The sequence below is a fragment of the Henriciella sp. AS95 genome, assembly GCF_038900055.1.
In the GTDB taxonomy this organism is placed as follows: Bacteria; Pseudomonadota; Alphaproteobacteria; order Caulobacterales; family Hyphomonadaceae; genus Henriciella.
This window is the reverse complement of sequence record NZ_JBBMQM010000001.1, coordinates 3,341,824-3,354,819: the sequence shown is the minus strand read 5'-3', so window position 1 is coordinate 3,354,819 and position 12,996 is coordinate 3,341,824. Positions and strand designations below refer to the sequence as shown.

The following is a 12,996-nucleotide window of genomic DNA, read 5'->3' as shown; positions in this document are numbered from 1 at the left end:
TTAGATAGGATGTCAGCCAGATTTTTCCACAAAGACGGTGCCGGCCGAATAGCCTGCGCCGAAGGAGCAGATGAGGCCTTTTTCGCCGGGTTTGAAGTCAGCCGAATGCTTGTGGAAGGCGATGATGGAGCCAGCCGATGAGGTGTTGGCGTATTCATCGAGCACGGTCGGGCTCTCATCGTCGGAGGCCTCATGACCGAGCACCCTGGCCGCGATCAGCCGGTTCATATTGGCATTGGCCTGATGCAGCCACAGACGGCGGAGGTCTTCTGACTTCAGGTCAAGGCGTTCGAGCTGCGACAGGATCATCTCTGACACCATCGGCACGACTTCCTTGAACACTTTGCGGCCCTCCTGAACGAAGAGCTTATCAGCCTGGCCGACGCCGGACGGATCCGCGCGATTGAGGAAGCCGAAATTGTTGCGGATATTGTTCGAGAACTGGGTTTTGAGATGTGTGCCGAGGATTTTCCAATGCTGCTTCGGCGCAATCGAGATGTCCTCAACAAGAACAGCCGTTGCCACGTCGCCGAAAATGAAATGGCTGTCGCGATCGGTCCAGTTGAGGTGGCCTGAGGTGATTTCGGGGTTCACCATCAGGACAGATTTGGCATGCCCCGCGCGGACGAAATCAGCGGCGGTCTGGATGCCGAACGTGGCCGAAGAGCAGGCGACATTCATGTCGAAGGAAAAGCCTTCAATGCCCAAGGCCTGCTGGACTTCGATGGCCATGGCCGGATAGGCGCGCTGCATGTTGGAGGCGGCGCAGATGACAGCGTCGATGTCTTTCGGATCGCGGCCAGCTGTCTCAAGCGCCTGTTTCGCGGCCTTTACGGCGATTTCGGCCAGAATGGAGATGTCATCATTGGAGCGCTCCGGGATGACGGGACGCATCAGGGCCGGATCGACTACGCCAGACTTTTCAACGACGTAGCGCGATTTGATGCCGGAGGCCTTCTCGATGAATTCGACCGACGAATGCGTCTTGGCTTCAGCATCGCCTGCCGCGATTGCTGCTTCGTTTTCCGAGTTCCAACGGTCGGCCCAGGCATTGAAGCTTTCGACCAGTTCTTCATTCGTAACGGTATGAGGCGGCGTCCAGAGGCCTGTCGCCGAAATAACGGGGGTCATCATTGTCTGCGCTCTCCCAGTGTCTCGCTGACAATGCTGTCAGTCGTCTGATTTGGCGACAGATTAGACCCAAGCCGGAGGTAGCGTCGAGCCTTGGCCCTGCGTTAAGTCTCAGCTCTCCTTGTCTTTCCACTCGTCTTCGCGGCGTTTCTCCTCGCGCCAGTCGTCTTCGGCCTGCTCGGCGGCGGCCAGGCAGTCGAGACGGTCGCGCTGGTCCACGATCTCATCGCAGGCGCCGTCGTCACTGACGTAAGGGCGTTCCCAACTGACGCATCCAGCGAGCAGGGGAAGGACAAACAAGGTTGCGATGAAGGATCGTTTCATGGGTGAAGCTCCTGGACTTCCTTATGGCGGCGGCAGCGCGTCTCGTGGTCATTGACCATGCCGACCGCCTGCATGAAGGCGTAGACGATAACGGGGCCGCAGAATTTGAAACCCCTTTTTTTCAAGGCCTTTGAAATTTCTTCTGACAGTGGCGTCTTGGCGGGCACGTTGCTGATGTCTTCGAGCTGGTTGACGATCGGCGTGCCGCCAACGAAGGCCCAGAGCCATTCGGAAAAATGGTCGCCGGCCTCCATCATATCGAGATAGGCCTGCGCATTGCCGATGGTGGCCTGGATCTTCTTCGGGCTTCTGATGATGCCGGGGTTCTGGAGGGCTTTTTCGATGCGGGCATCATCCCAGCGGGCGATGGATTCCGGTTCGAACTGGTCGAACTCCTCGCGGATGGCGTCGCGCTTTCGGAGGATAGTGATCCAGGAGAGGCCGGCCTGCATGCCGTCGAGCTGCAGTTTTTCCCAGAGCGCGCGGGGGTCGTATTCGGGCACGCCCCACTCTTCATCGTGATAGGCCCGGTAAAGCGCGTCGTCGGCCGGCGCCCAGCGGCACGGTAGGGTTTCGTCAGGCGAGAGATTCATTCCCATCGGTCAAACTTGCCGCCATTTCGTCCGAAAGCCAATCGGGTGTTTCAAGTGTTACCGGTGCGCCATTCACGGTCAGGCTTTCGCCAGCCTCCAGCGCCTTGGCGAGCCGGTCGGTGCGAAGGCGCGCGAGGGCGTGTGTGGCACTTGCGCTGGTTATCTCGCCGACGGCATTTCCCGCGCTAACCTCTTGCCCCGGCTGCAGATTTTCGGCTTTGAGGACGTAGGTACGCTTGCGGATCTTGCCGCGGCGATGGGTGCGGGAAACGACTTCCTGACCGACAAAGCAGCCTTTCTTCAGGTCGACGCCGTTCATGCGGTCCATATTGATCTCCCAGGGGAAGACATCTGCGCCATGAAAGTCGCTGCCCCATTTGGGGACGCAGGCGGGAATGCGGATATCGTCCCATTCAGCGGGCGTCAGTTCCGGCGCTGAATCTGTCGCGACGATACCGCGTCCGGGCAGGGCCGGCGAGCGCGGGTCGGCGGGGAATTCATCGCCAATCGCGGCCGCGAGTTTGCCGTCGACGGCGATCTCCACCTTGGCGCGAAGGCGGAACATCATCAGGCGTTTGGAGAGGTCACCGGCGGCATTGGTCGCGACGTCTAGCTGCGCGCCTGTCTCGGTGCGATGGGCGACAAAGTCTGCGATCAGCTTGCCCTGCGGGGTGAGCAGGGCGCCGTAGCGCGCCTCTCCGGCCTGCCAGTTCTGAGTGTTATTCGTGACCAGCCGCTCGAGCAGCGCGATCGTGTCGGGGCCATCGAGAACGAGGACGGACCGGTTGGGGACAATGCGTGTTTCCATAGGAGGGATTTAGGAGCCCCAACCGGATACGCCAGACATTTCCTTCAGGGAGCGCAGGTTTCAGCCCGTCTGATATCAGGCCGAAACCGGGCCGATGCGCGTCTAGGCCGCGCCGCGGCCAGTCTTGTCGAAGGCGGCGAGGATGGCCGCGCCAAGCGCGCTCTTGATCAGCCCGCCGACCAGGAAAGGCGCGACGCCCGACATGAAGGCCGCTTCTGCGCCGATCAGTGTCGATAGCCATGCCCAGCCCATGCCGAGAATTAGCCCGTGAAGACCGATGAAAGCGGCGAAGCGGGAGAGGTGGCCGGTGGCGAAGGTGCGGGTTGCAATACCAGCGAGAAATCCGGCGAGCGGGAAAGACAGCAGGAAGCCTGCCGTCGGCCCGACAAAGGCTGCGATACCCATTTTTCCGCCAGCGAGCACAGGCGCACCAAGCGCGGCGAGGCCAAGCCAGGACACGATCATGGCGAGACCCATGCGCGGTCCGGCAATGGCGCCGACCAGAAGCACGGCGAGCGTTTGCATCGTGACCGGCACCGGGATCATCGGAACCGCTGCGTAGGACGACGCCGTCAGAACGGCGATCCCTGCAATGAGAATTGCAGCATTGCGGAGATAGAGGGTGCGGTCGGTCATGGATGATGTCTGCATTATTGGGAGGCTCGCATGGTTTACAGTGTCTGGTCGTGCTCTGCGCGTTACGGCCTGTGCGGTCAAGAGGAAGCTGGCGAATTGGCGTGCCGACTTGCGAGGTTGAACAGCGCAGGGTTAGGTCGAGGTTCAGGCGGCGCCGTGATTCGAGCGCGAAGCAGGGCTGGAGACGATCATGAAACGAGTTCTGAAAGCAGCGTTGCCATTGGCCGTCATCGCGCTTGCCTCCTGTTCGAGCACGAAGTCCTATTCGTCCTGCAAACAGGATGTGGAGCGCCTCAAGGCGTCGATTGTGAGCACGTCGCAATTTCTGGAACATGCCGAGGCTGAACTTCAGGCGGCCGACGCGATTGTCCGGTCTTGCGATGACCTCGTGCAACCCTGCGCGGCAGACGACTGGGTGACGCGGCTGAAAACGCTGGAGCTGGACTCCGAACGCGAGCGGGCCTTCTTCACGCGCGCCAATGAGACCTGGCGTCCGGCAGCCTGCCTCGACTACACGTCTGCCTACCGGCTCAACCCGCCGCCACCGGAGCGCTACAGGGCGTATTACGAGAATTACGACAAGCTAGCGGACCGGATAGACGAGTTAATCGTGCAGCTGGAGGCGTATTGAACCAAGATGACGGCACCGGGATGACTCGGCGGCGCATCGGGCGCATATAGGCATCCATGAAGCAGACATATGACCTGATCCTGAAGAATGGCACGGTGGTTTCGCCGGGCGGTGAAGAGCAAGTCGATGTGGCGGTGCGCGGCGAGAAGATCGTTGCGATCGGCAGGTTCGACGATAATCAGGCGCACGAGGTGTACGACGCGACCGGGTTGCACATCCTGCCGGGCGTGATCGATAGCCAGGTCCACTTCCGTGAGCCGGGTCTTACCCAGAAGGCCGATCTTGAGACTGAGGCGCGCTCTGCCGCGCTGGGAGGGGTCACGGCTGTGTTCGAAATGCCGAACACCAATCCGTCGACCACGACGCCGGAGATGCTGACCGACAAGCTGAACCGTGCCAAGGGGCGGATGGATGTTGATCATGCCTTCTATGCCGGCGCGACGAATGAGAACCCGCACCTGCTGGCCGAAATGGAGCAAATGCAGGGCTGTTGCGGGGTGAAGGTGTTCATGGGCGCCTCGACGGGCGACCTGCTGGTCAAGGATGATGAAGGCGTGGAGGCGGTGCTGCGCGCGATCAAGCGCCGGGCGGCCTTCCACTCAGAAGATGAATATCGCCTCGAAGAACGCCGCCACCTGGCCCGTCAGGGTGACTGGCACAGCCATATCGAGGTGCGCGACGTGGAAGCGGCGGTGAGCTCGACGCGGCGGCTGCTCAAGATTGCACGCAAGACGGGTAAGCGCATCCATGTTCTGCATATCTCGACCGCCGAAGAGATGGAGCTGCTGCGCGATGCCAAGGATGTGGCGTCTGTCGAAGTGTTGCCCAACCATCTGACGCTGGCCGCGCCCGATTGTTATGACCGCCTGAAGGGCTTTGCCCAGCAGAACCCGCCCGTGCGCGAGCAGCGCCATCAGGATGCCCTCTGGCGCGCACTCAATGCAGGGATCGTGGATGTGGTCGCGACCGACCATGCGCCGCATACGCGCGAGGAGAAAGAGCGGCCCTATCCCGCCTCGCCATCCGGCATGCCGGGCGTGCAGACCTTCGTGCCGGTGATGCTGACGCATGTGAACAATGGTAAGCTGAGCCTCCGCCGCTTTGTCGAGCTGACGAGCGCGGGCCCACAGCGCGTCTTCGGCATCGCGACCAAGGGCCGGATCGCGGAGGGCTATGATGCTGACTTCACCATCGTCGACCTGAAGCGCAAGGAAACGATCACAGAGGAATGGTCCAAGGCCAAATGCGGCTGGACGCCTTATGCGGGCTTCGAGGCGCAGGGCTGGCCGGTCGCGACCATCATCCGCGGCCAGTTCGTGATGCGCGACGGCGAGATCACGCAAAAGGGCGGCGGCAAGCCAGTGCGGTTTAATGAAACGCTGGAGCCTGTGGAGGTTTAGCCGAAAAACAAACGGGAAATGGCTGGGACACGCTGAACTTTGTCGAATCCCGTCATCCGAAACTTGTAGTTAATGAGAAAGCCGGGCAAAGCTTGGCTGCCAGGAAGGCTAATGACGACAGCTCGCGGCAGGGGATGGATGCGCGATGACGCTCAGTGATCTAGGATCAATTGCAAACCTGCTATCGGCGATCGCTGTTCTTGCGACGCTGGTCTATCTCGCTGTCCAGGTGGAACAGTCGAACCGTCTGGCCCGGTCCCAGTCGCGCCAGCGGATGATAGAACAGACCCAGCAGGAGCTTTATCAGTGGATCGACAACCCGGATTTGCGCGAGGCATTCCTGAGCACGAAGACGCCGTCACCTGAAACGCAGTCGAAGATGCACTTCTTCCTGATCTCTGCGATGCGCCAGCGCGAATGGGAATGGTTTCAGTACAAGGACGGCATCATCAACAAGGCTGTCTATGAAGCCTATCATGGTGTGATCGCCCTTCACCTGGGCATCCCGCGAACCCGGAAATGGTGGCAGACGGTCGGGCGGATGGGCTTCAATTCGACCTTTGTGTCTGAGGTGGACGCCTTTCTTCAGGGCCAGCCGTTGACCGAAAAATACTATGAAGACATCCGGTGCTTTGATGCGCTTGCCCCTGAGCGCGGGTCTGTTTCAGAGGTGAGTTGATCGACGCCCGGCCCGGTTCGCTTTTCTTTTTTCACTGGGCAATTGCGCGTTTCGCGGTAAGGTTCATCCGGGGTGGGACTCGGGATGACGCTTGAGCAGATATATTTCCTGGCGGGCATTGTCTCGTCGGTCGCGGTGATCGCGTCGCTGATCTTTGTCGGCTTCCAGCTGCGTCACTCGGCCAACCAGCAGCGCATTGCGACGGCTGTTGGCTATTACGACATATTCCGGGATCACATGAAGATCCTCAGCGAAGCGGGGATGGTGGACGCATTCCTGCGAGGGCTGGAGCACGAGGGTGATGCGTTCGAACCGGCGGACCGAACGCGGCTCAACGTGTTCTATACGATGGTCACGCGCGGCTATCAGGTGATGTACTATCAAGCCCGGAAGAACGTCTTCGAAGCGGACTTCTGGCACTACACCCAGAACCACTTCCGCGACCATCTCGCCTCGAAATACTACCAGTCTTTCTGGAAGGCGCGGCGCCACCATTTCCCGCCTGACTTTCGCAAGCTCGTGGATGAACTGATCGAGGCGGGGCCAACCGCGCCGCTGCTGAACATGTCTTTATGACCCTCGAACAGGACGCCGCAAAGCCCGATTTTTCTTTGCATCGCTGCGTTTCGCGGTAAAGTTTCCGCAGGGGGATCAGGATGAGTGACGTCGCTGACGCGCAACAGCCAGAACAGGAAGACGCAGCCGCCAGAGCGGACGGGCGGCGGCTGGACCGGGTCAATCGCTGGCTGACGCTGGCGGCTAATCTTGGTGTGCTGCTCGGCCTGATCGTGCTGATCGTGGAAGTGCGCCAGAGCGCGTCGATGAGCCGACTGTCCCACGAAACGGCGCGGGCGGCCATGATGACGCAAATGGAATTAAGCCTCGCCTCACCGGCCGCGTCCGACGCCTGGATGAAGGCGATCCATTCACCAGTAGACCTTACCGATGGCGAGCTGCGGATGGCTGAAACCCAGCTCGTCGCGATTATGCAGCAATGGGACATCCTTTTCAACATGGAGCAGGAAGGTTTGGTCGAACGCGCCCGGACCAAGAGGCATATCGAAAATACGGCGCCATTCTATTTTGGCAGCCGGTTTGCCAAGCGATGGTGGGAACGCGAGGAGATTGGCTGGGCCGGCACGCCAATGTTCGAGGTCGCCGCCCCGATCGTCACGGCCATCGACCCCGACTTTCTGGTTGAGCATTATGCCTCTATCCGCGTGCCGTTCAGCGGCAGCATGGAGACCGAGGCTGAGGCTTTCATGGCCGCCTATGGCGACGATCTGCGCGCGGGGGATCGCAGCGCGCTCGTTCAGCGCTACGCCAGTTCGGGGGCCGTCATGGTCCTGAACGGCGAGGGCGGACACAAGACGCATCAGGAAATTGCAGAACTATACTCCTCCGGCTGGACCCCGCCCTCATCGTTTGAGTGGCTTGATCTGGCCTTTGACCCGATTGGCACGGACGCTGTCGCCGTCAGCGGGACCTTCCACTGGGGGGCTGGCGAAGAGTCGTCTGCGTATGCCTACACCGGCGTCCTCAAGCGAGAGGACGGTGCGCTTCGGATCGCTCTGGAAAACGAGATCCGCCTGGTGGATCAAACGCCATGATCCTCCAGCGCCTCGCCACTTCGATCCGCAAGCAGGACTGGTTCACCGTCCTCATCGAAACGCTGATCGTGGTGCTGGGTGTCTTCCTTGGTATCCAACTTGGCAACTGGAATGCGGACCGCGAGACGCGCGAGCGGGCGGCGGTGTTCAGTGAGCGGCTGACGGAGGATCTGCGCTATGAGGCGTGGGCCTATGAGTACCTCCTGGAATACAACAAGGATGTCCGCCGGAGTGCACGCGCGGCACTGGATTCCCTCTACGGGGAAGCGCCTTTGTCGGACGAGCAATTTATCGTCAGCGTCTATCGCGCGACGCAGTACAAGTATCACGACCGCGGCCGCGCGACCTATGACGAGTTGCTCTCGACGGGTGAGATCGGTCTGATCTGGGATGAGACGCTGCGTACTACGGCCATCAGCCTGTTTAACACGGAGTTGCTCGATGTGATCGCGGAAGAAGGGCGGGCCGCGCCGGTGAGGACGATTTTTCGCCGGAGGGTCCCTGCGCCTGTCCAGGCCGCAGCGCTGCGCCAGTGCGGCGACCGGTTCGTGCCGAGCGGAGACTATGAGGCGATTATCGGCTCGCTGGCCTATCCATGCTCGCTGGAACTGCCGCCCGGTGAGATCAAGGTGGCTGCCGACCTGCTGCGGGCCGATCCGGAGCTGGTCGAGGCGCTGCAGATCCGCTTTGCCGATGTCGAGACGGCGATCACCGACCTGGAAACAGTCAATGCTCCAATGGTGGACAAGCTGCGGGTCATTGCCGGGCGGGGGACGTGATCTGGCGCTGGCGAGAATTTCGCAACTGACATTCTTGGCGGGCGCGTTAAGGTCAGCCCAAGAGTGCACACCTCACACCGGAAAAACGGGAGAAAATTCATGGCCTTCAGACCTTCATTGCTGCTGTCAGCAGCCCTCATTGTTGCCGCCCCATCCACTTTCGCGCAGGAGCGTGCGCCCTATGAGCAGGAGGCCCGCGAGATCTACAAGAATGTGGTCGAGACCCGGTCTGCGCGGGGGCAGGAGAACGTGCCGGAGGTGGTCGATTACCTGGTTGGTGTGCTGAAGGATGCCGGGTTCGAGGACGGCGATATCGAAGTCTCCGATTACGACAATAATGGCGAGGCGACGCAGGGCATGGTGGTCTGGTATCGCGCGGAAGAGGCGACTGAAGAACCGATCGTGCTGCTCGCCCACATGGATGTGGTCGACGCGCTCGCCAAGGACTGGGTACTCGACCCTTACACGCTGACCGAAGAGGACGGCTATTTCTTCGGGCGCGGCACGGCGGACAACAAATATGGCGTCACCAGCCTCGTCTCGACCTTTATCCGCCTCAAGGAAGAAGGCTTCGAGCCGAACCGGGACCTCGTCATGGTGCTCTCAGGCGATGAAGAGACGGGCATGGTGTCGACGCGGGCGCAGGCCAAATGGGTCGATGAAACGGTAAAGCCGGCCTTCATCCTGAACGCTGATGCGGGCGGTGTGTCGCTGGGACCAAAGGGCGACGCCATGACCTATGGTGTGCAGGGCGCTGAGAAGACTTATGCGACGTTCGAGCTGACCGTGACCAATCCGGGCGGGCACTCATCTGCGCCGCGCAAGGACAATGCGATCTATGAACTCGCCGATGCGCTGAAGAAGATCGAAGCTTACAAATTCCCGGTCCGTTCGAGCGAACTGACGCGGGCCTCGCTGGATGCCGCTGGCCGCCGGCGGCTGGACAAGCTTGGCAATGCGATGCGGACCTTTGCAGAAGACCCGACCAATGAAGGGGCCATCGAAATCCTGCGCGACGATCCGTCGACAGTCGGGCAGATCGGCACCACCTGTATCGCAACCATGCTGCGCGCTGGGCATGCCGAGAATGCCCTGCCGCAATCGGCGACAGCGACGGTAAACTGCCGCATCTTCCCGGGCGTCGGCATCGAGGAGACAGAGGAACGGCTGAAAGAGGTCGTCGGCAATGAGGATGTCAAATTCGAGCTGATCTCAGACCTGGTCGAAAGCCCGGAATCTGGCCTTCGCGACGATGTGCTGGAAGCGATCAATGCGGCGCTTGAGGCCCGCGGTCTCGATATACCGGTGATCCCCCACATGTCGGCTGGCGGCACGGACGGCATGCATTACCGCAATCTCGGCTATGACACTTACGGGGTGAGCGGATTTGCGGCGAAGCAGAATGACGTGAACGCGCACGGCCTGAATGAGCGGATGCTGGTGTCCAGCTTCTATGACGGGCTCGACCATTTCTATGTGATGATCAAGCACCTCGCATCCTGATCTGATTGCGTCGGGCTTTTTTAGGGCTCGACGCCTGCCGCGACGCAATCGACATCAGACAGCCGGTACTTTTCGCCCGTCTCGCGGCGGACCACGAAGCAATGGCGCCCGTCCGTCACGATGTCGAACGGAACCGGGATGGCGGGGCTGTTGGTTTCCAGCGGGCCGAGATTGGGCGGCAGGACGGTGACGCTGGTCTCTTCGGTCAGGTCACCGGCGCCAAGGCGGATATTCTGGCGACCCATCGCCTCAGCCAGAACTGATTTCACCCGAGACAGCGTGGCATCATCCGACCGCGTCAGCGTCGCCGGCTGGCTGGTCTGCGCGGTTGTGCAACCGGTGAGCAGGTTGAGCGATGCCAGCGTGGACAGCGCAAGCTTGATCGCACGCCTCATTGTGTGCGGCCCCGATACTCACCGGGCATGGAGAGGTCGAAATTGTTTTCCAGGATGCCCGGCTCCGGAAGCTCCAGGCGCGCACCCGATGACGGTGAGACAGACGATGGGGTGCTTTCCGAAGCGGCCGCACTCGCGCCCGGAGGCGGGGTTGGGCAGGTTCCGTCAGCGCGATACTGCAGGGCGGCAGAGAGCAGCGCTTCATCAGTGTCGCCAAACTGGTTGTTCAGATCATCGGCCACAACACATCCGGGGGATTTGACGCCAAAGCCGAACGAAGAATTGTTCGGCACAAAGCCATCGGCGAAGTCTCCGAAGTCCTTATCGTTCACGCCCTGGAACTGGATCGTGTAATAGGTCTGTCCACAATTGCCGGTCGGGTAGAAGCCATATGGTTTGCCGCAGGTGATGTCGCCGATCAGGACGACTTCCACATTGATACCGCGCAGGCCATTGATTACCGCCTCGCTGGCGCTGCAGGTGCGTTCAGTGGTCAGGATGAAGACCCGGCCAAGATTGAGCGTTGGCAGCGCGGTGCCAGCAGTCACGCTGAAGCCGAGACCGGTCTTGTAGAAGGGGATAGGATCATTGCTCCCGCCATTAACCGGGTCCGTGTTTCCCGCTGCGGCATTGAACCGGAGCTTCTGGAACGTCTTGTTGTTCGTGCGCGCATTGCCGGCCACCATGTAGGAAAGCTGGCTCGCCACGCGGAGCAGGCCGCCGCCATTATAGCGAAGGTCCAGAACGAGGTCTGTGGCCCCGGCAGCAGACACAGTCCGGATCGCATTGAGGATCTGCTCTTCGGACGAGTAGGGGCTGAACGTATTGAACACTATGTAGCCGACATCGCCCGTCGCGGTGGAGATGATCGACGTCTGGATGACGGGTTGGCGAGAGATGTTCTCTGCGGTCAGGGTGACGCTGCGCGTGGAAGCGCTGCCAGGGTCCGAGACTGTGAACGTGTGGGTTTCGCCAGCCGTGTCCGGGAAGAGCGCCGCGTTGATCTGGTCCACCGCTGACTGGGAGGTGGCGTTGACGATGTCGACCCCGTCGACCGTGAGAAGCTTGGTGCCTCTGATCAGCTTTTGCTGGCCGCTGACAGTTTCGGCTGCAGGCGACCCCGGCTCGACATAGCGCACACGCACATCGCGCGGGGCTGTTGCTGCCAAGATGGCATAGCTCGCGCCATAGGCAGGCGCCGGCGCTGAGTTTCGGGCCGCGAGATATTCCTCGGTTGGTTCGCTGAAGTGGAAGTCGTCTTTCAGTGCACCTGATGATGTTACGGCGCTCGTTTTGAGGTCGTCGAAATAAGGAATAGCGGCGCTGTAATTGTTGGGATTGAGATCGGGCACCTCCGTGCGCCAAAGATAGGTTTCATCCGTCCAAGAGCGCAGCCAGAGTTGTTCTTCCAGCAGAGAGCCCTGCTCATCGGGAAACGGGCGGCCTTCAAGGTCCACACCGGTGCGTGGAACGGCGCACTGATCCTCGTAGAGGCTCGAGTCCTGGTACACGCCCGGGGTATAGGTCGGACCAGACCCGCCGCCGGTTGGTGGGGCAGGATTGGATGATCCGCCTCCTCCACCGCCGCCACATCCTGACAGGCTCAGAAGGGCTGCTGACGCGGCTGCCGCTAAGGCTCGAGAAGTGATCATGATGCGATTGTCCCTGACGCTTGGGGTAGAATTAGGTGCCAAACAGAGGGGGCCGGTCAAGCCATCACCGCAGGAAAGGTGCTGAATCTTGATCGCGATAAAGTGTAATATCGACGTTTATCTGAGCGTCGCGAACTGGCGTAGACGGCCGATATTCAACACGCGGATGAAGCCGTATCCCACCTCTATTATTTTCTGGTCTTCCAGCTTTTTCAGAGTCTGGTTCACCGTCACTTTGGATATGCCAAGGATGGTCGACAGGTCGGCTTGTGTGAACGGCAGGGCAACATTGGGCCGGTGCCCGCGTGAGATGATCACAAGCATCTTGGCGATCCGCTGCGCGGATGGCAGGTGGCGCGCATCGTCATACACCTCAAGAAGCAGGGTGTTCTTGCTGCTGGTAACCTGGAAACAGGCTTTCAGAATCTCGGGGAATTCCTCGACCAAGGCGCGGAATTTCTGATACTGCACTTCGCGGATGACGGTCGGTCCGATCGCCTGAGCCGACAGCTTGCGGGGCTGGCATTCGTAGTAGACGAATTCGCCATAGTGATGACCTTTGCCAAGCTCCACCATCTGGAGGAAGCCGTCTGATTCTGTGAGGTTGCCGAAAGCGATCGCTCCGGACTCCACCCAATTCATACATTCGGTGTTTTCACCCTGAACGTGAATTATCTGGCCGTCCTTATAGTTGCGAGCCGTCGACTCGGCCTTCAATGCCGATGCAGCGTCTTCGTGCAACAGGTCAAACAGGGCCGGGATGCTGAAATCAAAGATACGTGACACAATTCCGGAATGTTTAAATAGTTAGTCTTCGAATTCCTAGAGCGAAGGTATCATTTAGCAGTAGATAAA

At 60.3% G+C, this 12,996-nt stretch carries 15 protein-coding genes; 7 read left to right on the top strand and 8 right to left on the bottom strand.

Annotation, left to right across the window (positions count from 1 at the left end; genetic code table 11):
• Positions 1-12: 12 nt before the first annotated feature.
• The 5 genes from WNY37_RS16055 to WNY37_RS16035 all read right to left on the bottom strand — a co-directional run bounded on the left by WNY37_RS16055 (position 13) and on the right by WNY37_RS16035 (position 3,492).
• Entirely contained in the window at positions 13-1,134 is a 1,122-nt protein-coding gene (locus tag WNY37_RS16055) for a beta-ketoacyl-ACP synthase III (protein ID WP_342974406.1), read from the bottom strand.
• 108 nt (positions 1,135-1,242) lie between these two features.
• Positions 1,243-1,455 (bottom strand): hypothetical protein, encoded by a 213-nt coding sequence (locus WNY37_RS16050; RefSeq protein ID WP_342974405.1) that lies wholly within the window; start codon positions 1,453-1,455, stop codon positions 1,243-1,245.
• Positions 1,452-2,054 carry a DNA-3-methyladenine glycosylase I gene (locus WNY37_RS16045; RefSeq protein ID WP_342974404.1) on the bottom strand — a complete coding sequence of 201 codons (603 nt, stop codon included), beginning with the start codon at positions 2,052-2,054 and terminating at the stop codon, positions 1,452-1,454. Before WNY37_RS16045 ends, WNY37_RS16050 begins: the two co-directional genes overlap by 4 nt.
• Positions 2,032-2,856 carry a folate-binding protein gene (locus WNY37_RS16040; protein ID WP_342974403.1) on the bottom strand — a complete coding sequence of 275 codons (825 nt, stop codon included), beginning with the start codon at positions 2,854-2,856 and terminating at the stop codon, positions 2,032-2,034. Before WNY37_RS16040 ends, WNY37_RS16045 begins: the two co-directional genes overlap by 23 nt.
• Before the next feature lie 102 nt (positions 2,857-2,958).
• Positions 2,959-3,492 carry a biotin transporter BioY gene (locus WNY37_RS16035; RefSeq protein WP_342974402.1) on the bottom strand — a complete coding sequence of 178 codons (534 nt, stop codon included), beginning with the start codon at positions 3,490-3,492 and terminating at the stop codon, positions 2,959-2,961.
• A 190-nt stretch (positions 3,493-3,682) separates the two neighbouring features.
• On the opposite strand from WNY37_RS16035, the gene WNY37_RS16030 reads away from it, so the two are divergent.
• From WNY37_RS16030 to WNY37_RS16000, 7 genes are all read left to right on the top strand, one after another.
• Positions 3,683-4,123, top strand: a complete 441-nt coding sequence (locus tag WNY37_RS16030) for a hypothetical protein (RefSeq protein ID WP_342974401.1) — start codon at positions 3,683-3,685, stop codon at positions 4,121-4,123.
• Between the two features lie 56 nt (positions 4,124-4,179).
• On the top strand, positions 4,180-5,523 hold the full coding sequence (locus WNY37_RS16025) for a dihydroorotase (protein ID WP_342974400.1): 1,344 nt from the start codon (positions 4,180-4,182) through the stop codon (positions 5,521-5,523).
• 145 nt (positions 5,524-5,668) lie between these two features.
• On the top strand, positions 5,669-6,202 hold the full coding sequence (locus tag WNY37_RS16020; protein ID WP_342974399.1) for a hypothetical protein: 534 nt from the start codon (positions 5,669-5,671) through the stop codon (positions 6,200-6,202).
• A gap of 84 nt (positions 6,203-6,286) precedes the next feature.
• Positions 6,287-6,778, top strand: coding sequence for a hypothetical protein (locus WNY37_RS16015; protein ID WP_342974398.1), 492 nt, complete (start codon positions 6,287-6,289; stop codon positions 6,776-6,778).
• Positions 6,779-6,858: 80 nt separating this feature from the next.
• Positions 6,859-7,812 (top strand): hypothetical protein, encoded by a 954-nt coding sequence (locus WNY37_RS16010; protein ID WP_342974397.1) that lies wholly within the window; start codon positions 6,859-6,861, stop codon positions 7,810-7,812.
• Positions 7,809-8,591, top strand: coding sequence for a hypothetical protein (locus tag WNY37_RS16005; protein WP_342974396.1), 783 nt, complete (start codon positions 7,809-7,811; stop codon positions 8,589-8,591). Before WNY37_RS16010 ends, WNY37_RS16005 begins: the two co-directional genes overlap by 4 nt.
• A gap of 99 nt (positions 8,592-8,690) precedes the next feature.
• Positions 8,691-10,094, top strand: a complete 1,404-nt coding sequence (locus WNY37_RS16000) for a M20/M25/M40 family metallo-hydrolase (RefSeq protein ID WP_342974395.1) — start codon at positions 8,691-8,693, stop codon at positions 10,092-10,094.
• Between the two features lie 20 nt (positions 10,095-10,114).
• On the opposite strand, the gene WNY37_RS15995 is transcribed toward WNY37_RS16000, so the two are convergent.
• The 3 genes from WNY37_RS15995 to WNY37_RS15985 all read right to left on the bottom strand — a co-directional run bounded on the left by WNY37_RS15995 (position 10,115) and on the right by WNY37_RS15985 (position 12,927).
• Positions 10,115-10,489 (bottom strand): hypothetical protein, encoded by a 375-nt coding sequence (locus WNY37_RS15995; protein WP_342974394.1) that lies wholly within the window; start codon positions 10,487-10,489, stop codon positions 10,115-10,117.
• Positions 10,486-12,141, bottom strand: a complete 1,656-nt coding sequence (locus tag WNY37_RS15990) for a S41 family peptidase (protein WP_342974393.1) — start codon at positions 12,139-12,141, stop codon at positions 10,486-10,488. The genes WNY37_RS15995 and WNY37_RS15990 overlap by 4 nt, the downstream gene beginning before the upstream one ends.
• Before the next feature lie 117 nt (positions 12,142-12,258).
• Positions 12,259-12,927, bottom strand: coding sequence for a Crp/Fnr family transcriptional regulator (locus tag WNY37_RS15985; protein ID WP_342974392.1), 669 nt, complete (start codon positions 12,925-12,927; stop codon positions 12,259-12,261).
• Positions 12,928-12,996 lie beyond the last annotated feature (69 nt).

Coding starts and splice junctions, on each gene's coding strand:
- WNY37_RS16055 (WP_342974406.1), bottom strand. CDS start 1,134: ATGATGACCCCCGTTATTTCGGCGACAGGCCTCTGGACGCCGCCTCAT.
- WNY37_RS16050 (WP_342974405.1), bottom strand. CDS start 1,455: ATGAAACGATCCTTCATCGCAACCTTGTTTGTCCTTCCCCTGCTCGCT.
- WNY37_RS16045 (WP_342974404.1), bottom strand. CDS start 2,054: ATGGGAATGAATCTCTCGCCTGACGAAACCCTACCGTGCCGCTGGGCG.
- WNY37_RS16040 (WP_342974403.1), bottom strand. CDS start 2,856: ATGGAAACACGCATTGTCCCCAACCGGTCCGTCCTCGTTCTCGATGGC.
- WNY37_RS16035 (WP_342974402.1), bottom strand. CDS start 3,492: ATGACCGACCGCACCCTCTATCTCCGCAATGCTGCAATTCTCATTGCA.
- WNY37_RS16030 (WP_342974401.1), top strand. CDS start 3,683: ATGAAACGAGTTCTGAAAGCAGCGTTGCCATTGGCCGTCATCGCGCTT.
- WNY37_RS16025 (WP_342974400.1), top strand. CDS start 4,180: ATGAAGCAGACATATGACCTGATCCTGAAGAATGGCACGGTGGTTTCG.
- WNY37_RS16020 (WP_342974399.1), top strand. CDS start 5,669: ATGACGCTCAGTGATCTAGGATCAATTGCAAACCTGCTATCGGCGATC.
- WNY37_RS16015 (WP_342974398.1), top strand. CDS start 6,287: ATGACGCTTGAGCAGATATATTTCCTGGCGGGCATTGTCTCGTCGGTC.
- WNY37_RS16010 (WP_342974397.1), top strand. CDS start 6,859: ATGAGTGACGTCGCTGACGCGCAACAGCCAGAACAGGAAGACGCAGCC.
- WNY37_RS16005 (WP_342974396.1), top strand. CDS start 7,809: ATGATCCTCCAGCGCCTCGCCACTTCGATCCGCAAGCAGGACTGGTTC.
- WNY37_RS16000 (WP_342974395.1), top strand. CDS start 8,691: ATGGCCTTCAGACCTTCATTGCTGCTGTCAGCAGCCCTCATTGTTGCC.
- WNY37_RS15995 (WP_342974394.1), bottom strand. CDS start 10,489: ATGAGGCGTGCGATCAAGCTTGCGCTGTCCACGCTGGCATCGCTCAAC.
- WNY37_RS15990 (WP_342974393.1), bottom strand. CDS start 12,141: ATGATCACTTCTCGAGCCTTAGCGGCAGCCGCGTCAGCAGCCCTTCTG.